Source organism: Sporolactobacillus sp. BBK16-2 (assembly GCF_059878335.1).
Genome location: NZ_CM187611.1, coordinates 1,426,472 through 1,449,085 on the forward strand (window position 1 = coordinate 1,426,472; position 22,614 = coordinate 1,449,085).

The window sequence follows — 22,614 nt, forward strand, 5'->3', positions numbered from 1 at the left end:
TCAGATTTTTGATGAAGAGGTTTTTTGTATGCCTATAAGGGCTTATTGGATCAGAATTTGTTTGCAAAAAGTTTATGCAGCGCAATTAGGCGCACATTAAAGACTAGAGGGGGATTTTCAGATGGCTAATCTGCTTAGTTTGAATGATCTTTCAACAACGGAGATCAATTCAATTTTGGACCGTGCGCAGCAAATACATGAGATGAATGATGAGGGATGGGCTGCACCGAATCATACTTTGGTTGCCAATCTGTTTTACGAACCAAGCACGCGCACACGCTTCAGTTTTGAAACAGCTGAAAAGAGGCTGGGCTATCAGGTCCTTAATTTCAGCAGCAATACATCAAGCGCACTAAAAGGTGAAACCCTTTATGATACGGTACGCACGATGGAATCGCTTGGAGCAAAAGCAGTCGTTATTCGCCACCAGGAGCTGGGCTACTATAAGGCGCTTGGTAACATTGATCTCTCGATTCTTAATGCAGGAGACGGGGCAGGAGACCATCCCACACAAGCCTTGCTGGATCTTTTAACTCTGCGACAGGAATTTATGATGCTGCGAGGTTTAACCGTTGCGATCATCGGCGACTTGCGCTACAGCAGAGTTGCAAAATCGGATGCAGAAGTATTGAATCGAATGGGATGCCGAGTGCTGCTCTCCGGACCGGCTGAATGGCAGAATGAATTACTTCCGGGCACGTATGTGACAGTCGATGAAGCGATTGAAGAGGCGGATGCCGTAATCATGCTTCGCATTCAGCATGAACGTCATGAACAAGCCATGAAAATGACAAGAGAAGACTACCATGAACGATACGGACTGACTATGGAACGCACTCTGAGAATGAAACAGGGAAGCATTATCATGCACCCCGGTCCAATTAATCGCGGCGTGGAATTGGACGATGAACTGGTTGAGAGTGAACGTTCCCGGTACTTCAAACAAATCAAAAACGGTGTCTTTGCACGGATGGCTGCATTGGAATGGGCAATCAGTACTGAAGCTAAGGTGCTTGTTGAACCAGTTGCTGAAAAAATGTGATGTACTAAATTTTCGCAAACAAATGGGATTGTGCCCATTTGATATAAAGGAGTGGCAATCAATTGAAAAGACAGCTGATATTGGAAAACGGAGCAGCATTTGTCGGTGAGGGATTCGGCAGCAGCTCCGAGATGAAGGGTGAGGTCGTCTTTAATACAGGAATGACCGGTTACCAAGAATTGATTACCGATCCGTCTTATTGTGGACAAATTGTCACAATGACTTATCCGCTAATTGGAAACTATGGAATTAATCGTTCAGATAATGAATCCGGTCGTCCCAGCATTTCAGGGTTGATCGTTAAGGAAGTCGCAAAAACACCTTCTCACTGGCAAAAAGAAAAAACGCTCAGTGAATGGCTGAACGAATACGATGTTCCGGGGATCGAAGGAATTGACACACGCAAGCTCACCAAAATTATTCGTGAATACGGGACATTGCGCGGAAAGATTGTATCTGCTGATGCCGATCCGGCTAAGGTTGCTGCAGAGCTCAAGCAATGGCCGCTTCCTACCGATCAGATCAGCCGAGTATCAACGAAATCCGCTTATGTCACACCGGGTTCAGGACCGCGTGTGGTGCTGGTCGACTTTGGTGCGAAACAAGGTATTCTTCGTGAATGTATTAAAAGAAACTTTGATGTTGTCATCGTTCCTTATCAAACAACGGCAGACGATATTCTGAAACTTCGCCCGGACGGCGTCTTGCTGAGTAACGGACCTGGGGATCCTAAAGAAGTGCCAGATGCGGTAGAGGCAGTTCGGAAAATTCTCGGGAAGGTTCCTGTTTTCGGCATTTGCCTTGGTCATCAGCTATTCGCACTTGCTTCGGGAGCTAATACAGTTAAAATGCGCTTTGGACACCGCGGCGTTAATCACCCAGTGAAAAATCTAAGATCAGGAAAGTTTGTCATTACTTCACAAAATCATGGCTTCACAGTGGAAAAAGAATCACTGAACGGTACAGATCTGGAAATTACTCATGTAGCGATTAATGATGGAACAATAGAAGGTTTGCGTCACACGAAGTATCCGGCGTTCAGTGTTCAGTATCATCCGGAAGCTTCCCCGGGACCGGATGACAGTCAGGATCTTTTTGATGAATTTCTCAGCATGATGGAAACGAACAAGAAAGAGGGTGCAGAGCTTGCCTAAGCGCACAGATATTAAGAAAGTATTAGTCATCGGTTCAGGACCGATTATCATTGGTCAAGCAGCGGAATTTGATTATTCCGGCACGCAGGCTTGCCAATCCTTGCGAGAAGAAGGCTATGAAGTCGTTCTTGTCAACTCCAATCCGGCAACAATCATGACGGATACCGATATTGCAGATCGCGTATATATTGAACCTTTGACCGTTGAATTTGTCAGCAAGATTATTCGTAAAGAGCATCCGGACGGCCTGCTTGCAACATTAGGCGGTCAAACCGGCTTGAATCTTGCGGTGCAGCTGCATCAATCAGGTGTACTGGATGAGTTGAACGTTCAATTTCTTGGAACAAACCTCGATAGTATTGAACAGGCCGAGGACCGTGAGAAATTCCGTAACTTGATGATTGAACTTGGCGAGCCTGTTCCTCCAAGCGAAATTGTTACCAGTTTGGAAGAGGCGCGTACTTTTGTTAAAAAAGTGGGCTTGCCGGTTATTATTCGTCCAGCGTTCACTTTGGGCGGAACAGGCGGAGGAATTGCCTCAACGGACGAAGAACTGGACACGATAGCAGAAAATGGATTGAAGCTAAGTCCAGTAACTCAAGTATTGATTGAAAAGAGTATTGCCGGTTTCAAGGAAATTGAATTCGAAGTGATGCGTGATGCCAATGACGGCGCAATCTCAGTCTGTCACATGGAGAATATTGATCCGGTTGGCATTCACACCGGTGACTCAATCGTTACTGCTCCTTGTCAGACATTAAGTGATCGTGATCTGCAGCACCTTAGAAGTGTATCGTTGAAGATTGTGCGTGCGTTAAAGATTGAAGGCGGCTGCAATGTGCAGCTTGCTCAGGACCCGCATAGTGATCGTTATTTTATCATCGAAGTTAATCCGCGTGTCAGTCGATCATCGGCACTTGCCTCGAAAGCAACAGGGTATCCGATTGCTAAAGTAGCGGCAAAAATTGCTGTCGGTTATCATTTGGATGAAATTAAGAACGCCGTAACGGGTACAACATATGCCAGCTTCGAACCGACGCTGGATTATGTTGTAACGAAAATCCCGCGTTGGCCATTTGATAAATTCGATGATGCCAAACGGACGCTTGGTACGCAGATGAAAGCAACCGGTGAGGTTTTGGCGATGGGCCGTAATTTTGAGGAATCGATTTTAAAAGCAGTTCGCTCACTTGAGAATGGTACCTTGCACTTAGAACTTAAAGAAACTGAAGATATGAGCATGGACGATTTGTTCAATATTATTAAGAAAAAAGATGACCGTCGATTATTCTTGATTGCTGAAACATTGAGACGCGGAGCTGACATTGAAGAAATTTGGGCATGCACGCAGATCGACCGCTTCTTCTTGAACAAAATCGCAAATATCGTAGCGATTGAAGAAGAGCTTGCAGCATCACCAAATAACGAGACTATTCTTCTTAGAGCGAAAAAGCATGGCTTTAGTGACTGGAAAATTGCGCAATGCTGGAAGACAACGGAAAAAGCTGTCTCCGAGTGGCGCAAAGAGATCGGTATTCGGCCTGTTTATAAAATGGTTGATACCTGTGCAGGAGAATTCACCTCGGAAACGCCTTACTACTACAGCAGTTATGAGGATGAGAATGAATCTGTGGTCTCTGAACGTGAGAGCGTCATCGTACTGGGTTCTGGTCCAATCAGAATTGGACAAGGTGTTGAATTCGATTACGCGACCGTGCACGCTGTATGGGCAATTAAGCAACAGGGCTACGAAGCAATCATGATTAACAATAACCCGGAAACCGTGTCGACGGATTTCAGTATCTCGGATAAGCTCTATGTTGAACCATTGACGCTTGAAGATGTCATGCATGTGATCGACTTGGAGAAACCAAAGGGTGTTGTCGTTCAGTTCGGAGGTCAAACAGCAATTAATCTTGCATCAGGGCTTGCAGCAAATGGTGTCAAGATTCTTGGAACAACACTGGATGCGATGGATCAAGCGGAAGATCGTGACCGCTTTGAACAGCTGCTTCTTAAACTCAATGTTGATCATCCCGCAGGCGATACAGCTTTCTCAACGAAGGAAGCTGTAAAGATTGCCAATCGACTTGGCTATCCTGTCCTTGTTCGTCCTTCCTATGTACTCGGCGGACGCGCAATGGAGATTGTTTATAATGAAGCTTCTCTCAAGCACTATATGGATCATGCAGTTCTGATTAATCCGGATCATCCTGTGCTGGTTGACCGTTACCTGATTGGAACGGAAATCGAACTTGATGCCTTGTCTGATGGGGAGAATGTGTACATTCCAGGTATCATGGAACATATTGAACGTGCAGGCGTACATTCAGGAGACTCCATTGCGGTTTATCCGGCGCAGACTTTAAATGCTGAAGTAAAACAAGAGGTTGTCAACACGGCAATCAAAATTGCTCGAGGTCTCAAGGTTGTCGGTATGATGAATATTCAATTTATCATTCACAATAATCATGTATATGTGATTGAAGTAAATCCAAGAGCAAGCCGTACTGTTCCATTTTTGAGCAAAATCACAGGTGTTCCGATGGCAAAAGTTGCGACAAAGCTCATTCTTGGCGAAAAACTAGAAAAACTTGGTTATAAAACCGGTATTCATCCGGAACCTGAGCGCGGCGTCTATGTCAAAGTCCCGGTATTCTCATTCGCCAAACTACGCCGTGTCGATGTGACACTTGGACCGGAAATGAAATCGACCGGAGAAGTCATGGGGCAGGATGTCACGGTAGAGAAGGCACTGTACAAGGGATTACTGGCAAGCGGAATGACGATTCCGGCACATGGATCTGTACTCTTCACCATTGCTGATAAAGACAAGGAAGAGGCGCTTGCACTAGTTAAGCGGTTCTATGATATCGGCTACAATATACTGGCTACTGAAGGCACAGCTGCAATGATTGCAGAACGTAATATTTCAGTCACAACCGTTAACAAGATCGGAGGAGAATCACCGAATCTTCTCGATGTGATCCGCCACGGCGGTGCGCAATTCGTTGTCAACACATTGACAAGAGGTCAGCGTCCCGCTCGAGACGGATTCCGTATTCGCCGTGAATCGGTTGAAAACGGCGTTGTTTGTCTCACATCACTTGACACGACCGAGGCACTCCTTACCGTTCTTGAATCACTCGCTTTCCAAACCGAATGCATGCCGCAGATGGATGATCACTCGACGGTTAAGGAAGGGAGCGGCAACAAAGCAGGTGTTGCTCAATGATGCAGGAAAACATGCGGGTGCTCGCGCATGAAGAAATCGCCGACAGCGTTTACGAGTTAAAGCTGGAAGGTGAGCTGGTTCAGGCAATTACTGAGCCCGGACAGTTTGTCCACATAAGGGTTGCAGGTCGTACGCAGACCATTGCGCCGCTTTTGCGACGACCGATCAGCATTAGTTCGGCAGATTCTTCGACAAATACGATAACGTTGATTTATCGAAGCGGTGGATTAGGAACGGGTCTCTTGTCTGAGACCAAGATTGGCGAAAAGGTTGATGTACTTGGACCGCTTGGTCATGGTTTCCCTGTTGACGCGACGCCATCAGGCGGCAAAGCGTTGATGATCGGCGGCGGTGTAGGTGTGCCTCCACTTTATGGGCTTTCGCAGGCATTAATTGCACGGGGTGTACAAGTCACACATGTTCTTGGATTCCGCTCTGCAAAGGATGTCTTTTACCAAACGGAATTTAATAAAATGGGACAGACGATTGTGATGACTGAAGACGGGACAAGCGGGAAGCAGGGCAGAGTCACCGATGTGCTCGATTCAGTTGACTTTGATGTTGCATACGCATGCGGACCGATTCCGATGTTAAGAGCGCTTGAGCAAGCGATTACTGAAAAACCGCTTTTCGTTTCATTGGAACAGCGTATGGGTTGCGGCATCGGCGCATGCATGGCATGTGTTACGCATACAACTGATCCGAATGATGCAAAAGGCTATCGACGTGTTTGCTGCGATGGACCTGTTTTCAAAGCGAGGGAGGTTGAATTATGCTAGAAGTTCAATTGCCCGGGCTAGATTTAAAGAATCCGGTTATGCCGGCCTCCGGATGCTTCGCTTTCGGCGCGGAATACAGCAACTTATATGATCTAGAGGTACTTGGCGCGGTTACGATTAAAGCGGCGACTTTGGCGCCACGCTTTGGTAATCCGACACCGCGTGTTGCTGAAACTCCGGGAGGTATGCTGAATGCGATTGGTTTGCAGAATCCGGGAGTTAACGAAATCATTCGAAAAGAATTACCTCGATTTGAGGATATTAAGGTTCCGGTCATTGCCAATATTGCGGGCAGCGAGATGGATGATTATGTCTTAACTGCAGAAAAAATGTCAAAGCAATCCGTCGTCAATGCACTGGAGCTCAATATTTCATGTCCGAATGTAAAACATGGCGGAATCGCTTTTGGCACAGTTCCCGAAGTTGCTGCAGAATTGACAGCAAAGGTAAAAGCCGTTTCGGAAAAGCCGGTTTATGTAAAACTTTCGCCGAATGTCACCGATATTGTCGCTATGGCGAAGGCAGTTGAAGAGGCAGGAGCAGACGGGCTGTCGATGATCAATACGCTGCTCGGTATGCGCATCGATTTGAGAACGCAAAAACCGGTTCTGTCTAATCTAACCGGCGGACTAAGCGGTCCGGCGATCAAACCGGTTGCCATACGCATGATTTATGAAGTCAGCAAAAAAGTATCGATTCCAATCATCGGCATGGGCGGTATTCAAAACGCCGATGATGTCATTGAATTCTTCCTGGCAGGAGCGAGTGCAGTTGCAGTAGGGACGGCTAATTTCGTTGATCCTTTTGTCTGCCCGAAAATTATTAAAGAGCTGACCGAGAAACTGAATGCAATGGGAGTTTCGGATATAAATGAACTCGTTGGAAGGAGCTGGAAGAAATGAATGAAGAAAAACAGGTGATCGTTGCCTTGGATGTGGCATCAAATGATGAGATGCTGCAGATGCTCAAGAAAATCCATCGTCCCGGCTGCTATGTAAAGGTAGGCATGGAACTTTATCTTCAAAATGGTGCGGATATCGTTCGTATACTTAAATCAGAAGGCTATTCGGTTTTTCTCGATTTGAAATTGCATGACATCCCGCATACGGTTTATCGGGCAATGAAAGGGCTGGCTCGCCTTGGAGCAGATATGATTAATGTCCATGCAGCAGGTGGCGCGGAAATGATGCGCGCAGCTGCTGAAGGACTTGGCGAAGGTGCACAATCCGAACGTCCGATCTGCCTTGCGGTCACACAGTTGACGAGCACTGATCAGACAATGCTTGAAAATGAGTTGTTAATTAAACGGCCGATTGATGAGGTCATCACTCAGTATGCTTCGCTTGCTTATTCTTCCGGAATGGACGGCGTTGTCTGCTCGGCTTGGGAAGCACAAAAGATAAAAAATCAAACATCGTCCGAGTTCCTTGCGGTGACGCCGGGAATTCGATTGACCGATGATGATGCAGGAGATCAAAAGCGCGTCGCGTCTCCTGCACAAGCACGTCACCTTGGAAGCGACTATATCGTTGTCGGCAGAAGCATTACAGCCGCGGCTGATCCTGAAGAGGCTTATCAGCGGGTACTTGATGACTGGAGGAATCAAACATGGAAAACAACAAACTAATTGCACAAGATCTTTTAAAAATAAACGCCGTCGTCTTGAGTCCGGACGATCCGTTTACATGGGCATCCGGTATCAAATCTCCGGTTTATTGCGATAATCGATTAACACTTGCCTATCCCGATGTTCGCAAGGATGTCATTAACGCATTCGTTGCGCTCATTAAAAAAGATTATCCGGATGCTGAAGTCATCGCCGGAACAGCGACAGCGGGTATCCCCCATGCGGCATTGATTGCTGAGGCGATGGGACTGCCAATGGCTTATATTCGTTCATCAGCTAAATCGCATGGCCGTAAGAAACAAATCGAAGGCATTATTAATCCGGGACAGAAAGTCGTTGTTATTGACGATCTGATTTCAACAGGCGGAAGTGTATTGACTGCAGTTCACGCGGTTGAAGCAGTGGAAGCAGAAGTACTGGGTGTTGCCGCAATTTTTACATATCAATTACCGCAAGCGACAATTAATTTTGAAAAAGAAAATGTGCGATTAACTACACTTACTGATTTTGAAACACTGATTCATTTGGCGGAAGAACAAGGCAAAATCAGCGGCGCACAACTTGAACAGCTTAAACTTTGGTACGCAGATCCTACATCAGAAGATTGGCGCGCGCAAAAGAAATAAAATAAGCGGATGAAACATAGAGTTTCGAGAAAGAGCCTTCTTTGAGGAGGTTCTTTTTTTGTTACATGCGGATAATGTGCAGATACGCACGGAAAAATGCGTGATCACGCATCAAGTGTGCGGGTTTTCATCGTGAAAAATAGATTACAATGAAAGAAAAAGAACGGGAGGTACCTAGTGAAACATTTAAAACGGATCCTCATTATGGTTCTCATGCTTACCTTTTATATCTTCGCCTTAAACAACTATATTGGTCTACATTCGTTTATTGACTTTTTTAACAGCATGCTTGCTGCATCCATTATTTTTACACTCTTTTTTTTGTTAATTAACGGCCTAACAATTTACTTTTATCGATCTTGGAGGCAATGCTGGAAATGGATGATCGTCCTGATTTTATCTGCGCTTCCCTATGTTAACTGGCTTTATGTTTATCCATTGACAGCTGCTAAAACGTATCCTTATTTCGTGAATTATCTAGCAGAGCAGGGGCTTTCAACAGCAGACATCACCAGATACAGAGCATTTCCCGATCTGAAAATGGGCGGGTATAATTATGAGGCTTACTTTAAACAGGACAGCAAATATGCGTATAGTTATACCCTTGATGTACATGGATTTCTGATTTTTACTGCTTTTAAAGATAGTGACTTTAGAAATTATAAAGATGCGAAAATTCGCGAAGTCTACAATGAAAAAGAATTCATGCGATTAAAGAAGGATTCGATTACAGAGGCGAAGGATTACAGAAAATGGACAAAAGATCCGGTTTCAAACAGCGTTCAACAACAAAAACGTCGAGAGTCGCAAAAGCATCGGATTGGCTTATATCAGTCTAAGGACATCAATTGAGTGGTTGGACCAAGGAGTGAACATGGGTAAGATTAAATGGCTGCTTTTAGAACATTACGCTCCACATATACTTGCCTCTCATTTCAATGATCATTCTGGAAAGGAATCTTTTATGAAACACTATTTTGAAACGAAGAATATTAAGGTGATCGGTCTTTTTTCTGTTGCAATTTTCTTGTTCTATTTAATTGGCTTTTTGATTGTGGGATTTGATCATTAATATGATCATTGAATATCTGGCCACTTTGTTTAATCTCATTATGTTTACGCTGATTTTTTTGCTCATTACAAGGAAAATAATCATTCGCGGGATCAGTCAAACGCTGTTTTTCTTGGCTTTTCAACTATACGCGTGGATTGCGTTTTGGCTGCTACTGGGCATTGATGCACATCAGCTATGGTTCGGATTATTTGATGCTGACTATGAGCGTAATTTATCGATGATGGTCAATTTGATCCCCTTTCGTACCCTCGTAACTCAGTTTGCCAATTTTCCTTCTGCCTATTATGCGGTACATCAGATTATCGGAAATATTATCGTTCTGACTCCTCTCTGTTTTTTTCTGCTCTATTTTAGACGAATCACGTTTAAACGCGCGTTTCCCATTATGTTCGTTTATTCGCTATCGATTGAGGCACTACAATTCTTATCGGATCTCCTCTTTTTTCAGGCTCGTGCAATGGATATTGATGATGTGATCCTCAACACTTCCGGCGCTGCTCTAGGGATCTCTGGATATTTAGTATATTTAGGGCTGGCCGCACTATCCAGTCATTTCATACGAAAAAAATTGATCAGTCACTATTCATCCAAAAAATTATAGTCTGATTCCTAATTGTGATACCCCTTGGACAACTACCTTCCATTCTTCAATACTTTGACGAAGATAGCCTTGACCCGTATTGGTAATCTCATAATATTTTCTCGTCGGGCCGGAGGGTGATTCTTTCTGCGTGACACATGTGTATCCGGTGGCCTTAAGTCGCCGAAGAATGGTGTAGACGGAGCCCTCATAAACATCAGGGAACACCTGGCGCACTGATTTCATCAATTCATAGCCATAAAGTGGTTCATCCTTCAGCTTAAAAAGAATGCACATTTCTAGAATACCTTTTTTCATCTGAGTATCCATAACTGCTCTCCTTACTCGTTCGTGACGATTGTGTCTGCCAGCATATCATGGAGCGTCTTGTGTTCTTTCGTGAATAATAGAGTGAACAATGAGGCAAGCGGGATAAGCGGAATGGAATTAATCAGTACTTTTCCTAGGAATTCGCGATAAAAAATGGTCCATTTAGATGCTGGTTCTGCGGTTGCAGTGCGTACACGGATGTGCATCAGTTTCTTTCCCAAGGTCTGTCCATGCAGCAGCCAGGTACAGATCAGTGCGTAAAAAAGATAAAAAGCGACTGAAAGGTAGTTAAATGTAATCATTAGTGCGCTAGGCTTTCCGATCGTTCGATTCTCAGTTACTACGTTGTGTCCATCAAAAACTGTTGTTGATGTTTCTTGATAATAGGCAGCTGTTCCACCGTATATGGACACACCCCATGCAGGACTTGCATAGGAAAAGATAAGCATGAAAAGAACAGGGACAGCTATTTTGCTCAAAAGAGAGAATAATAAGGCAGGGAGAACTGCAATCACTGCATCAATCAAAAAGGCACATAGACGTTTGCCAGGATTGGCGATATTCTTATTAATTGTTCGTCCCTGTTGACTTTGCTCATCTCTGAGCAATTGTGCAAGATAGGATGGAGAACCAAGCTCTGCGGAAATCTCATCGTCTGCTCTGCCTTCTTCTCTGCCTGAAATGAAAAAGCTTTCGTAATCGGACAGAACTTCCCTCAAATCTTCCTCAGAGATGTTACCTTTAAGCTGAATCTCTAATTCGTGTATAAATTCGGATTGTTTCATTCTGTTCATCTCCTGCGATACTGTTCAATAAGCAATAGCGGCATCTGCATATCTATGGAACTTTTTTTCTGTGTGTACCTATCTTAAGAAATCCTTCATTTTTTCCAATTGTATTTTTTAAGAACATCCCTTTACAATAAGTACAGTAAGCTGACGTGCGGGGAGAGTAAATGATGGAAGCGTATAATGTGCTAGTTGTTGACGATGATAAAGAAATTCGTGATGTTATCGGCATTTACTTAAAAAATGAAGGGATTCATGTGCTGAAAGCAGAGGATGGGCTTGAGGCGATCGAAGTGCTGCGTTGTCACACGGTGCATCTTATCTTACTCGATGTTATGATGCCGCGTATGGACGGAATTCAGACCACGTTCAAGATTCGTGAACAGAAAAACATCCCGATTATCATGATCAGCGCGAAAAGCGAGGACATGGATAAAATACTCGGTCTGCAGGTCGGCGCGGATGATTACGTGACGAAACCTTTCAATCCGCTTGAACTCGTTGCACGTGTCAAATCACAGTTGCGAAGATACGTGACACTTGGTACATATGAGAAGAAAAATGAAGTGATTGATTTGAACGGGCTTGTTCTCGAACAGGCAGAGAAACGCGTTTCTGTGAATGGTGAACCGGTTCGCCTTACGCCAATTGAGTACCGAATTGTTGATTTACTGATGCGTCACGCCGGTCGTGTTTTCTCTATTCATGAAATTTATGAACGTGTCTGGGAGGAACCCAGCTATAACGCAGAGAACACGGTCGCCGTACATATACGTAAAATCCGAGAAAAAATTGAAATTGATCCGAAAAATCCAAGATATTTAATAAAAAGTTAAATATTTGGCTTAACAATAGGATATTTAGCATGTTCAACAGGTATTTGACCGCATTTTGACCACTGCGGTTAATTTTTTTTCTGTTTTCTCATCAATTCACCAAATTTAGAGGACATATCTTTGCGTCTATTTTTAGTCACATGTAAATAAATCTGCTCGGTAACTTTATCGCTATAATGACCAACCCGTGCTTTTATATCTTCAAGTGGTACGCCAGCTTCAGCAAGAAGTGATATGTGCGTGTGTCGCAATTTATGCGGAGTAAGCTTTTTATCAATTCCCGATCGTGTCAGTGCCAAATCAAAATAACGACTGAATGTATGTTCAAGATAACGTTCACCCATTCTCGGATTTGTTAATCGTGGGAAAATTAATTGATTATTTTCTAGTAATTTAAATCGTTTACCTAAATTATCCACCATATGTTCTTGAAATTCAATTACTTCAATCACTTCAGGTTCAATGCTTATGGTACGAATGGATGACCTCGTTTTTGGTGGTGTTGTTATATTTAAACTATTTACATGTGTTCGCGTAATAGAAATAAGACCGTTTTTTTTATCAATATCTTTGCGTTTTAATGCAAGTGCTTCACCAATTCGCATGCCTGTCCAAATAAGAAGAAAAAACAAATTGTACGCTTCAATGGGGCAAGATTCCTTTGCTGCATTCAAAAATATGCTTACTTCGTCAGATTCTAAAAAACTGTTTTCAATGTCGATTACTTCAGACACTGTGACCTCAAACACGGGTAAATCAATATCGAGTGTTGGATTATCTTCAATAAAATGATATTTTTTCCCGAATTTAAACATCAGCCGACCACAACTGTGAACTCCTTTAATTGTGCTTTTTGCGAGATTATGTTTCGTTTTAAGTTCAATGATAAATTTCTGATACATATCATGGGTAATATCGGAGGAACGTAGAAAACCAAAAGCATTTGAGATTTGAATAAATTCCTTTTTCCGTCCGTAAATAGTTTGTGGTTTATTACCGCTGGTTAATTCGTAATGAATAATAAATTTATCAAATAGATCATTGACGGTAATTTTTTTATCAATAACGTAGTCACCATTTTTTAGTTTTTCACGGAACTTGTCACACGCTCCAACAGCATCACCTTTACTTAAAAAGCCGCGACGTGTTGTGTTTTTTCGTTTCCCTGTTTTGGGATCAATTCCAGTTTCTATTTTAAAATACCACCGTATTCCTTTCTTTGTCTTGTATCGATTATAGGACGGCATATGATCGTCTCCTTTAACGAATATATGTTCTTTTCATATGTAAAAGAAAAGCCGCAAAAGCGGCAATTATCCAAACAGCCAATGCCATAATGACCAAATGACGGCCATGATGATTATTGCAGGAATTAATAAAAAGGGAATTGCTAAAACGCCAGTAAAACAGCCCATGCAGCCATCAGGTTCGTTTTTTCTCTTTGCCATAAAATCACCTCAATCAATAATAAATGGGTATTTTAATCCGTATGTTGATTCAAAATTTTCCTTGTTTAGCAGAGAAAAAGCTTCGCTTAAGACTTGGCCGATATAATCATTATTCTTGTCAAATGCGGCAAAAAGGCATTGAAAACACATTTCTTCATCAAGATAATGAAAAGGCAATTCTAATCGACATCTTGACCATGTAAATGAAAACGCGTCATGAAATTGCAATTGATCCATGTCCAAAATATTGATTAATTTATTAATTTTATTTGCGCTACTGTAATCAGGATAAATATGCTTTGGGTGGGACAAGTATATGGAGTTTGAAAGGCCACTCAACGAAATGATAAATACTCTTACATAGTGGAACAAAGCATCTTTGTACTTATGCTCTTTTTCCAATTGTTGTGCCATATTCCTAATTGTAATTGAAACTAAACCATATGAGAAGTCATGCATGTACTTATTGTATGCTTCCTGAAATAAAGCCCATGATATATCTCCGTTAGTTGGTTTGTAATTCAATTTCCGGACATAATTTATGGCTGTGGCTACATTATAAATACTATCTTTAGAATTATGTTTGTGAGCAGGTACGATATAGTAATACTCATTTAATGTTTCATTGCCTTTTTCTGTTAGATGAAGTGGGTGCGTTTTAATAAATCGAATTAATTCCTCAGATTTAAAGTTCTCAGTAATTCTTTCGATAAGTGCTTTCTTATTCCCTGAAACTTTCAATTTCTTTGATCTGAGAATTTCCTTAAGCTGATCTATTTTTAGTGAGGGTAAAGATTCAATAAGGGAAGATGATCGAAGATACCCCTCATTAGTAAGGTATAAAGATGACTTTTTATCGTCAATCCCGTATTCATATTTGAAATACCCTGGTGCGTTTTCAACCGATCGGCCATCAAGCCAATCTATAAGTACTATTTCACCGGGGTACAAACCGTTTGCTAATTTATGTAAATACGTAGGATTAATATCCGTTTTAACAATGTCAGATGAAACTCTAGATGTCTTGGATATAGATTCTGAAGAACTTAATTTAGTCTGCTTGTTTCGAAAAAAATCAAAAATACCCATTGTCGGTCACACCTTTTAAAAAAATGTGCTTTATTTTTTTTCGTTTGGATCAAACATAACTTTTACTACTTTGCCAATGATACGTGCTCGTTCATTATTAATAACTATTGGGCTATATTTTGGATTTGAAGAAAGGAGTACCACTTTACCATTTTCGAGTTTTTCAACTCGCTTTAATGTAGCATCATCGCCGTTCACATTAACTGCAGCAATTTCCCCGGATTCAATGTCATCTTGTAAGTGTATCAACACCCTATCGCCAGAATATATCCTATTGCCAATCATCGAATCGCCTTCAACGACAAGAATGATAAATTCGGAGCTTTTAAATTTATTTGAATCGATCGCAATTAGTTCATAATCGAGAATATCTTGGTTTGCAATAATAGGGGTACCTGCTGCTATTTTTCCGATAACTGGTATTTTATAAAAATCAGGATGATCATCATTCGCTGCATCTCGAAGCCTAAATTTTTTGTCCCATTTTTTAGATACTTGCACCTTCTTCTTTTCTTTTTCCTCAACTTCTTTTCTCAATAATGAATAAAATAAGCGAATATCTGAAGCTCTTCTTACTTGACCTGACATTAATAGTAGTTCGCGTAAACTAACATTATAGAAATTTGCGACATCAGCCAAAAAGTTAAGATCAATTAAATCAATTTCCCCATTTTCAACTTTTTTGGCATATGCGGGGTCTTGTCCTGTTTTATTAATAAACATATCAAACACTTCATCTGAATTTTCTCTTAAGTTTTTTAAATGATTGCCAAACTTTTTAAACACTTCTCTATCTTTGGGATCATTTGTTCTTCCGAGAAGATAATCAACTGAAACGTTGTAAAGTTCTGCCATTTTAACCAGCAATTCATTATCCGGTTCTATTCTATTATTTTCGTAATGTGAGTAGCTTGCTCTGGCGATTTCTAATTTATCTGCAATTTCTTGCTGAGTTTTTTTACCTCTAAGTTGTTTAAGACGTTCTCCAAGTGTAACAGTCAATACATTCACCGCTTTTCACTGTATCTTTTTATCATTATAGATAAATATTTTATCAATGAAAATAAAAGATAAATTATTTATCATAAAACTATTGACGATAAATATTTTATCAAATATAATAAGTCCATGGTTGATAAATAATTTATCGAAGAAGGTGATTATATGAAACGAACAAGACTTCGCTACGAAAGAGATAAATTAAACAAGACTCAAGAAGATGTGGCGAAAGAACTTGATATTTCAACCGTTTATGTTCATAAAATCGAATCAGGAGTTGTTTCTCCTGGAAGAGACTTGATGATAAAATTCGGTAAATATTACAGCGTAGACCTGGATAAACTTTTTCCAGATATTTTTTTTAGACACGATGATAAAAAACTTATCAAAGAACAGGAGGCCATCTAATTGGAACCACAAGTTGTTAATTACAAAAATCAGCGGGTTTTGATCACTGAACAACTGGCTAAAATTTATGGAACTGATGTTAATAACATCAAAAACAATTTTGCAAATAACAAATCAAATTTCACCGCAGGCAAGCACTACATTTACCTTGAAGGGGCAGAACTAAAGGCTTTCAAGAGCCAAGTCAATTTGATTGACCTGCCTATTAACAAATTCGCTTCACATCTTTACCTATGGACTCGACGTGGTGCAAGTCGTCATTGCAAATTACTTGGCACCGATAAAGCTTGGGAACAATTTGACCACCTCGAAGAAAATTATTTCAATCCTAACCAAGTGAAACTCGATGATTTAAGCCCACAAATGCAAATGTTCGGTCACATGTTCACAGCAGTAGCAAACATTGAACGAAAGCAAAGTGAACTTGAAGTAAGAATTGACGGAATCAAAAATGTTGTTGCTCTTAGCTCCATTCAGTGGCGAAAGGACTCTACCAATCTAATAAATCGAATGGCTCGCAATCTAGGAGGATATGAAGCACATCAGACAGTACGCCATGACATTTATAAAGAAGTTGAGCGTCGTGGTGGCTTTAATCTCGAAACTAGGTTAACTAATAAGCGCCGTCGTATGGCAGACGAAGGTGTCAATAAATCGAAACGAGACAAGCTTAGCAAACTCGATGTAATTGCTGATGACAAGCGGCTGATTGAAATTTATGTAGCTGTCGTCAAAGAATTTGCCATCAAATACGGTGTTTCGGTACCGAAGGCAGGTGTATCGAATGCTTAAACTCGAAACCGATCCGCAATTCACAAACGATCTCGCTAAGCAAGTAACCGAACAAGTTTTGCAAGGCATGTCTTCCAAATATGCCGTGGCTAATCAATGGCCACCAATGCTTGACTACAAAGACATCATGCGATGGTTTCGCTGTTCACAATCCAAAGCCAATGAAATCATGCATATCCGTAACTTTCCACGGATTCCGGGAGTTGGAACAAAATGTGTTCCTGTTTGGCAATTGATCGAGTGGTGTGAAAAGAACTCGAATTACATTTCAATTCTTTATCCAAAATATTCCGATGAAGCTATTTAAAAAAGCCGGATCTACCAAATCCGGCAAAAAGGGATAACCGATAACCGTGTAGCCTTACCTGACTACTATTCTATTATCTATCAAAAATTGGTCACATTGGAAGAATGTTCCTGTGAGAAAGGAGGTGATGAATATGGCAATGGGTGACGTGATAAAAGAATACCGTGAGTTAACCGGAACAACGCAATCATTTATAGCCAAGCATCTACACGTTGACCGCGCAATTGTTTCACGTGCTGAATCAGGCAAGGAGCGATTAAGTGAAGCCCATGACGCGGCGATAGCCTCCATTAACTGGCGCTTAGCACTAGAAGTTATTGATGAACGCTCAGGAGGCTACATATCCAACATAACAAGACTTGATCCAACTATCGACCTGTCGCCTGCCGGACTAAAAGAACGGCTTCAAAAAGACCTTCAGGAGGCTCTGAAAGCATTGAACAACGTCTACACATTTATGAAGGAACCGGACAAGCAAGCACTAGAAAAAGCATGGCATGAGATTACAGATGTGATTGAAGTGGCAACGGTAGCACGTGGCGTGTATGAGGAACAATTTAATTTGAATCACAGGGAATTGGTTAAAATCCACAATCAGCAACGAAAGGAGCACCGGCGATGAACACCTACACAGAGCAAGCGAAAGCCATTGTAAAGCCGATTGACCGCGAACGACTGCGCCGCGAACTTGATTGTATCTCAATCTTACAAAATCAAACAAATCTATCTCTTGCTCTTGGAAATATTGATGATGCCATTGAACACACGCTCGACACGATGAAAAGTCTCAAATCAATTAAGCAAATGGCGACAAATAAGGAACTTGCAAATGTCATGATGACCACAGAAGAATTTTTAAAGTTACAAGAGCGTCTCAAATCAATGGTCGTCGTTGGATATGGAGGGTGATGAAATGGAACTAACTGTTGGCGAGTGGGCGTGTATTGTGGGATTTGCGATCACAATCATTGCTTATGGATATTTTGAAGATTGGTATGAAAAAAGAAAATCCTCACGCCAATGAGGATCTGCACAAATCATTAGGATATATGCCCACATTATAGCACACTACGCAGTAATTGGTCACGTTGAGTTGGGAAGAATTTACTAAGCCGAAACACCGGAGCACTCCGGTGTCCATCTAGGGCGGTGCCTAGATGCTGATGAGGCAGCCACACGCCAATCCAATAAAGGAGTGGAATGACCCCCATACTTCCTATGTAGCGGCGTGGAAGTCAAATAAAACATGAATAGAGGTGAAAACCAAGCCCCTTTCTTGAAGGTTGTTTCGCTTCTTCAAAACCTAAATAAATGCGCGCTCAGGTTATGCTCACTCATTACCTAGCGCAGGACGTATTTACCTCCCCGGGTGCGTCCTGCGGTGGGCAATGAGAACACCGGAAAGGAGGTAAAGTGATGCCACTATTAATCCGGTTTAAAGAGCCAGCTGGAAAAAGCAAGATACAGCTGATTGACGAATTTGAAACGTTGTCAGGGAAACGTGACGAGATGCAGGAAAAGTTGGACGAGATGAATGATGTCTTGGACGAAATGAAAGACGAGTTAAACCACATGTGAGGAGGGGACAAGATGCGTAACTATCCATTCATGCAAGACAAGAAAGCACAGCAATTGTTGGTTGAACACGGTGGAAGTATTGGATTTGATCGTGGTGGACGGCCAGTGTTCACATTCCGTAATGCACAAAGCTATCGCACATTCATCAAAGCATTTCAGGATAGCAAAAAGACCGCTGTGTGACGACAGCAGTCTTATCAAATCAAATTCAACTATGTGCCCATTATAGCATGGGCGAAAGGAGATTTTCAAATTGGCAACCATGTACGACTTGATTGATGCGTACAATCGGCTCTTAGAAGCCGCACAGGACGTTGACAGCGACGCTTTTGAAGATACCCTACAATCTATAAAAGACAGCATTGAGGACAAGGTGCAAGGCTGTGCGGCTGTCATAACGGAACTCCAAGGCGAATCTGAAAAGCGGAAAAAAGAAATCGAACGGCTCACGAGACAAAAACAATTTATAGACAACAACATCAGACGAATTAAAGAAAACATATTCAATGGTATGGAAAAAGCAGGCAAGCAGAAAATCAAGGGACGCTATACCGTGAGCATCCGAAATAACGCACCACACGCCGTTATCACGGATGAAAATATAATCCCAATACAATTCATTAAGACGGTGGAAACAATCGATAAGAAAGGACTCACAGCATATCTAAAACAGAATGATGATGTTAGGGGTGCACACCTTGAACAAGGCAAGTCATTACAAATCAGATGAAACGAGGTGAACGAATATGCCAGAAAAGGCACTGAACATTTATCAGAAACTTGTCGAGGTACGAAAATCCGTCCCTTATCTCCAAAAGGAAAACAATGGAGGTCAGTACCAATATGTTAGTAGCAGTCAAGTGATTGCAGCTGTCCGGCAGAAGATGGATGAACTCGGATTAATGATTTTACCAGAAGTGACAGATCACGAGTTGCACAGCGATAAGGATGGAAAAGGCATTGTGGTCAATATGACCGAATTGACCTTGAAATATACAATCATAAACGCAGAAAAGCCAGAGGAAAAGATTGAGTTTCCTTTCTACGCTCAAGGCGTTGACAGAGCCGGGGAAAAAGGTGTGGGAAAAGCACTAACCTACGGAGAAAAATACTTTTTCATGAAGCTTTTCAATATTGCAACGGATAAAGACGATCCGGATTCATTTCAAAAGAAAAATGAGCAAACGATGTCAATTAGTAAAGAACAAAAAGAAGAAATTGAATCAATTTGGAAAGCCAATGCTGGTTCACTCGAGGGCATGAATGACTGGATAAATAAATACTTTAGAAAAACGATTGAAAAGCTAACTTATCTTGAAGCTGAATCTATCATTAGCAAATTAAGCAAGAACAGAAAGAAGGAAAAGGCATGATTAACCGCATCGTCCTTGTTGGAAGACTGACCAAAAATCCGGAACTCCGGTATACACCCAATGGCGTCGCCACCTGCTCATTTACATTAGCTGTCAATCGACCATTTGCCAATCAGCAGGGCGAGCACGAAGCCGACTTTATCCAAGTTGTGGTATGGAAAAAGAAAGCTGAGAACGCAGCCAATTATCTACAAAAAGGCAGTTTGGCAGGCTTAGATGGCCGGTTACAGACACGCAACTACGAGAACAACGAAGGTCGCAGAGTTTACGTGACAGAAGTGATTGCCGATTCAGTTCAGTTCTTGGAGCCGAGAAGCGGTGCTAACGGCGGTCAACAGTCAAACCGGAGCAATTATGGCAGTGGCAATAAAAACAGCGGCAGAAGCCAATCTGAGTCTAAATTTGATGATCCATTTGCAAATAGCAGTGATCCTATCAATATCTCAGATGAAGATATGCCGTTCTAGCCATGGACTATCAAATTCATATCGCACATTACATCTGGTCCATGTTTGATGATCCACAACGATTTAAGAGTTACGCAAATAATTATTTAGCGAAGAATGAACCGGACATGGTGCCAATAGTAGCTAAGCCAAAAGAGAAAATAATGATTTGCAGGAAGAGAGGGGAAACCGATGCCAGCAGTTCCAAAGCCCAACTTTAAACGCAGATTGCCAACATGGGGAGCCAGATCAGAATTTAGCAACCGTGTGCGCAACCAAATCAGAGATAGAGATAACGATGAATGCCAAATGTGCGGCAGTCACGTGGGATTGCAGATCCACCACGTGAAAAGCCGTGGACAAGGTGGCAGGGGTGTTCTGACCAACGGAGTGCTGCTGTGTTGGAAATGCCATCAAAACGTGCAGGAGCATCAAAAACTGATTAATTACTGGCAGCGTGAATTTGAAATGAGATACGGACCGGATTACTTCCGGGACGAATGGGATTGAAGGTGGTTTTGTGGATTCAAGCAATCTATTAATTAATGACAGACCACTTCAAGTTTTACCGAAACTAGCTGAGAAAATAGGACTTAACGAAGCGGTTCTAACTCAGCAAATCTATTATTGGATGTTAAAAAAGGAAAACTATCGAGACGGTAGATATTGGGTTTATGGAACTTATAAGTATTGGCAAGAACAGTTTCCATTTTGGTCAAACATAACAATTAGGCGAACTTTTACATCATTAGAAAATGCAAAAATATTGACTACTGGAAACTACAACAAAAAAGGATACGACAATACAAAGTGGTACACTGTCAATTTTGAACAGCTACACAAAATTGAAGAAGGTATGAGCAAGCCACTTGATCAAATTGAGCAAGCCACCTGTTCAAATAGAGCAAGTGGACCTGATCAAATTGAGCAAACCAATACCTTAGATTTCTCTAAGACTTCTTCTGAGATTTCTAATAAAGATATTGTCGTAGAGGTGATAAATCACCTCAATGCATCTGCAGGTACTCATTACAAATCGACAACTAAGAAAACCAAAACCTTAATTCATGCACGTCTCGCAGAAGGGTTTAAACAAGAAGATTTTATGCAAGTGATCGATAGAAAATGCCAACAGTGGAAAAAAGATAAAAAAATGAACCGGTATCTAAGGCCGGAAACACTGTTCGGGACAAAATTTGAGGGATATCTAAACGAAAGGGGAACCGATAACCATGGACCTTCAGGCGGCTTTACCAAACAAAATTCAATCTTCGATTTCTAACAGTAAAAATGTATGCCGGAAACATGAAACACCAGTGATCATGATGCATACTCCGGCCGGCGATTTCTGCCCAGTGTGTGCGCAAACGATCGTTGAGAAGGAGAGCAAACAATTGTCCCTAGATGCTTACATGATGCGCCGGTTACGGAAAACATATGGCGTACTTGAAGAACACAGTCTGATTCCTGATGGAACGCTGATCGATGCGACGTTTGGAAACTATGAAACTGCCGAACAGGAACAGATTGACAATAAAAATCTAGCAATCAAGTGCTTTCAACGGATGCTGCAAGGCGACCAGATGAATGTATGGATAGCCGGATCACCGGGTGTCGGGAAAAGTCATCTCGCCATGAGTATTCTCCGGAACATGAACGAAAAAGGCAAAGCGCGGCTGATGAAAGCTGTGAAGGATGGCAGCGATCCAGAACACGCCGGATATCAATGCTTATTCATCGACTTTGACGACATGCTGCGGACGATTCGGGACAGTTTCGGTGATCCGCGCAGACGTAACCTAGAACAGTATTATGTGGATCTTCTTTCCAACGTGGATTATCTCGTGATTGACGACATCGGCGCAGAGACAGGAGCCATTGACACGGATAAGCAAGCGTCAGATTTCGTACATCGGATTCTCCGTGCCGTTTCAACCGTGCGGCAAGATAAGACAACCATACTTACAACGAACCTCACACATACACAACTAGAGAAGATGTACGACAGCAAAGTTGTGAGCCGATTCAGCCGGAACATTGTACAGATCGTGTTTAAGACTACTAAAGACCACCGCGAAAGTAAGCTGAAATTTTAATGTACC

At 41.9% G+C, this 22,614-nt stretch carries 30 protein-coding genes and 1 other RNA gene; 25 read left to right on the plus strand and 6 right to left on the minus strand.

Going from position 1 to position 22,614, the window contains the following annotated elements; genetic code table 11:
- The first annotated feature begins 121 nt into the window (after nt 1–121).
- From AC6F33_RS07090 to AC6F33_RS07135, 10 genes are all read left to right on the plus strand, one after another.
- Entirely contained in the window at nt 122–1,042 is a 921-nt protein-coding gene (locus tag AC6F33_RS07090) for an aspartate carbamoyltransferase catalytic subunit (protein WP_255746172.1), read from the plus strand.
- A gap of 62 nt (nt 1,043–1,104) precedes the next feature.
- Nucleotides 1,105–2,196 carry a carbamoyl phosphate synthase small subunit gene (locus AC6F33_RS07095; RefSeq protein WP_255746174.1) on the plus strand — a complete coding sequence of 364 codons (1,092 nt, stop codon included), beginning with the start codon at nt 1,105–1,107 and terminating at the stop codon, nt 2,194–2,196.
- Nucleotides 2,189–5,431, plus strand: a complete 3,243-nt coding sequence (gene carB / locus AC6F33_RS07100; RefSeq protein ID WP_480947468.1) for a carbamoyl-phosphate synthase large subunit — start codon at nt 2,189–2,191, stop codon at nt 5,429–5,431. Before AC6F33_RS07095 ends, carB begins: the two co-directional genes overlap by 8 nt.
- Nucleotides 5,428–6,210 (plus strand): dihydroorotate dehydrogenase electron transfer subunit, encoded by a 783-nt coding sequence (locus AC6F33_RS07105; RefSeq protein WP_255746178.1) that lies wholly within the window; start codon nt 5,428–5,430, stop codon nt 6,208–6,210. The genes carB and AC6F33_RS07105 overlap by 4 nt, the downstream gene beginning before the upstream one ends.
- Nucleotides 6,204–7,112, plus strand: coding sequence for a dihydroorotate dehydrogenase (locus AC6F33_RS07110; protein WP_255746179.1), 909 nt, complete (start codon nt 6,204–6,206; stop codon nt 7,110–7,112). The genes AC6F33_RS07105 and AC6F33_RS07110 overlap by 7 nt, the downstream gene beginning before the upstream one ends.
- The gene (gene pyrF / locus AC6F33_RS07115) at nt 7,109–7,837 is read left to right on the plus strand and encodes an orotidine-5'-phosphate decarboxylase (protein ID WP_255746180.1); all 729 of its coding nucleotides are present in this window, start codon (nt 7,109–7,111) and stop codon (nt 7,835–7,837) included. Before AC6F33_RS07110 ends, pyrF begins: the two co-directional genes overlap by 4 nt.
- Nucleotides 7,819–8,463: an orotate phosphoribosyltransferase gene (gene pyrE, locus AC6F33_RS07120; protein ID WP_500778010.1), complete on the plus strand. Its 645-nt coding sequence runs from the start codon at nt 7,819–7,821 to the stop codon at nt 8,461–8,463. Before pyrF ends, pyrE begins: the two co-directional genes overlap by 19 nt.
- 177 nt (nt 8,464–8,640) lie before the next feature.
- On the plus strand, nt 8,641–9,315 hold the full coding sequence (locus AC6F33_RS07125) for a DUF3139 domain-containing protein (RefSeq protein ID WP_500778011.1): 675 nt from the start codon (nt 8,641–8,643) through the stop codon (nt 9,313–9,315).
- 22 nt (nt 9,316–9,337) lie between these two features.
- Entirely contained in the window at nt 9,338–9,535 is a 198-nt protein-coding gene (locus AC6F33_RS07130; protein WP_255746183.1) for a hypothetical protein, read from the plus strand.
- Nucleotide 9,536: 1 nt separating this feature from the next.
- Entirely contained in the window at nt 9,537–10,139 is a 603-nt protein-coding gene (locus AC6F33_RS07135) for a VanZ family protein (RefSeq protein ID WP_255746185.1), read from the plus strand.
- On the opposite strand, the gene AC6F33_RS07140 is transcribed toward AC6F33_RS07135, so the two are convergent.
- Together AC6F33_RS07140 and AC6F33_RS07145 are read right to left on the minus strand one after the other, a co-directional pair.
- Nucleotides 10,134–10,448 (minus strand): PadR family transcriptional regulator, encoded by a 315-nt coding sequence (locus AC6F33_RS07140; protein ID WP_255746186.1) that lies wholly within the window; start codon nt 10,446–10,448, stop codon nt 10,134–10,136. The two genes, AC6F33_RS07135 and AC6F33_RS07140, sit on opposite strands and share 6 nt — an antisense overlap.
- Nucleotides 10,449–10,459: 11 nt before the next feature.
- Nucleotides 10,460–11,233: an RDD family protein gene (locus tag AC6F33_RS07145; RefSeq protein ID WP_500778012.1), complete on the minus strand. Its 774-nt coding sequence runs from the start codon at nt 11,231–11,233 to the stop codon at nt 10,460–10,462.
- A gap of 173 nt (nt 11,234–11,406) precedes the next feature.
- On the opposite strand from AC6F33_RS07145, the gene AC6F33_RS07150 reads away from it, so the two are divergent.
- Nucleotides 11,407–12,072, plus strand: a complete 666-nt coding sequence (locus AC6F33_RS07150; protein ID WP_500778140.1) for a response regulator transcription factor — start codon at nt 11,407–11,409, stop codon at nt 12,070–12,072.
- A gap of 68 nt (nt 12,073–12,140) precedes the next feature.
- On the opposite strand, the gene AC6F33_RS07155 is transcribed toward AC6F33_RS07150, so the two are convergent.
- The 4 genes from AC6F33_RS07155 to AC6F33_RS07170 form a co-directional block, all read right to left on the minus strand.
- Nucleotides 12,141–13,319 carry a site-specific integrase gene (locus AC6F33_RS07155; protein ID WP_500778013.1) on the minus strand — a complete coding sequence of 393 codons (1,179 nt, stop codon included), beginning with the start codon at nt 13,317–13,319 and terminating at the stop codon, nt 12,141–12,143.
- A 66-nt stretch (nt 13,320–13,385) separates the two neighbouring features.
- Nucleotides 13,386–13,520 (minus strand): hypothetical protein, encoded by a 135-nt coding sequence (locus AC6F33_RS07160; RefSeq protein ID WP_500778014.1) that lies wholly within the window; start codon nt 13,518–13,520, stop codon nt 13,386–13,388.
- A 9-nt stretch (nt 13,521–13,529) separates the two neighbouring features.
- The gene (locus AC6F33_RS07165) at nt 13,530–14,609 is read right to left on the minus strand and encodes an SAP domain-containing protein (protein WP_500778015.1); all 1,080 of its coding nucleotides are present in this window, start codon (nt 14,607–14,609) and stop codon (nt 13,530–13,532) included.
- 30 nt (nt 14,610–14,639) lie between these two features.
- Nucleotides 14,640–15,611, minus strand: coding sequence for a helix-turn-helix domain-containing protein (locus tag AC6F33_RS07170; RefSeq protein ID WP_500778016.1), 972 nt, complete (start codon nt 15,609–15,611; stop codon nt 14,640–14,642).
- A 162-nt stretch (nt 15,612–15,773) separates the two neighbouring features.
- Between AC6F33_RS07170 and AC6F33_RS07175 the strand changes: the two genes are divergently transcribed.
- From AC6F33_RS07175 to AC6F33_RS07240, 14 genes are all read left to right on the plus strand, one after another.
- Nucleotides 15,774–16,016 carry a helix-turn-helix domain-containing protein gene (locus AC6F33_RS07175; protein WP_500778017.1) on the plus strand — a complete coding sequence of 81 codons (243 nt, stop codon included), beginning with the start codon at nt 15,774–15,776 and terminating at the stop codon, nt 16,014–16,016.
- Complete coding sequence (locus AC6F33_RS07180) at nt 16,017–16,808, plus strand: ORF6N domain-containing protein (RefSeq protein WP_500778018.1); 792 nt, start codon at nt 16,017–16,019, stop codon at nt 16,806–16,808.
- Nucleotides 16,801–17,115, plus strand: a complete 315-nt coding sequence (locus AC6F33_RS07185) for a hypothetical protein (RefSeq protein WP_500778019.1) — start codon at nt 16,801–16,803, stop codon at nt 17,113–17,115. The genes AC6F33_RS07180 and AC6F33_RS07185 overlap by 8 nt, the downstream gene beginning before the upstream one ends.
- 133 nt (nt 17,116–17,248) lie before the next feature.
- Nucleotides 17,249–17,737, plus strand: coding sequence for a hypothetical protein (locus tag AC6F33_RS07190; RefSeq protein WP_500778020.1), 489 nt, complete (start codon nt 17,249–17,251; stop codon nt 17,735–17,737).
- Complete coding sequence (locus AC6F33_RS07195) at nt 17,734–18,024, plus strand: hypothetical protein (RefSeq protein WP_500778021.1); 291 nt, start codon at nt 17,734–17,736, stop codon at nt 18,022–18,024. Before AC6F33_RS07190 ends, AC6F33_RS07195 begins: the two co-directional genes overlap by 4 nt.
- A 201-nt stretch (nt 18,025–18,225) precedes the next feature.
- Nucleotides 18,226–18,293: hammerhead ribozyme type II (locus tag AC6F33_RS07200), an RNA gene on the plus strand.
- 238 nt (nt 18,294–18,531) lie between these two features.
- Complete coding sequence (locus AC6F33_RS07205; RefSeq protein WP_500778022.1) at nt 18,532–18,693, plus strand: hypothetical protein; 162 nt, start codon at nt 18,532–18,534, stop codon at nt 18,691–18,693.
- Between the two features lie 12 nt (nt 18,694–18,705).
- Complete coding sequence (locus tag AC6F33_RS07210; protein ID WP_500778023.1) at nt 18,706–18,876, plus strand: YjzJ family protein; 171 nt, start codon at nt 18,706–18,708, stop codon at nt 18,874–18,876.
- 79 nt (nt 18,877–18,955) lie between these two features.
- The gene (locus tag AC6F33_RS07215) at nt 18,956–19,423 is read left to right on the plus strand and encodes a siphovirus Gp157 family protein (protein ID WP_500778141.1); all 468 of its coding nucleotides are present in this window, start codon (nt 18,956–18,958) and stop codon (nt 19,421–19,423) included.
- Between the two features lie 16 nt (nt 19,424–19,439).
- On the plus strand, nt 19,440–20,066 hold the full coding sequence (locus AC6F33_RS07220) for an ERF family protein (protein WP_500778024.1): 627 nt from the start codon (nt 19,440–19,442) through the stop codon (nt 20,064–20,066).
- Nucleotides 20,063–20,533 carry a single-stranded DNA-binding protein gene (gene ssb, locus AC6F33_RS07225; protein WP_500778025.1) on the plus strand — a complete coding sequence of 157 codons (471 nt, stop codon included), beginning with the start codon at nt 20,063–20,065 and terminating at the stop codon, nt 20,531–20,533. Before AC6F33_RS07220 ends, ssb begins: the two co-directional genes overlap by 4 nt.
- A 171-nt stretch (nt 20,534–20,704) precedes the next feature.
- Complete coding sequence (locus AC6F33_RS07230) at nt 20,705–21,022, plus strand: HNH endonuclease (RefSeq protein WP_500778026.1); 318 nt, start codon at nt 20,705–20,707, stop codon at nt 21,020–21,022.
- Nucleotides 21,023–21,032: 10 nt separating this feature from the next.
- Nucleotides 21,033–21,794, plus strand: coding sequence for a conserved phage C-terminal domain-containing protein (locus AC6F33_RS07235; RefSeq protein ID WP_500778027.1), 762 nt, complete (start codon nt 21,033–21,035; stop codon nt 21,792–21,794).
- Nucleotides 21,745–22,608: an ATP-binding protein gene (locus AC6F33_RS07240; protein WP_500778028.1), complete on the plus strand. Its 864-nt coding sequence runs from the start codon at nt 21,745–21,747 to the stop codon at nt 22,606–22,608. Before AC6F33_RS07235 ends, AC6F33_RS07240 begins: the two co-directional genes overlap by 50 nt.
- The last annotated feature ends 6 nt before the right edge of the window (nt 22,609–22,614 follow it).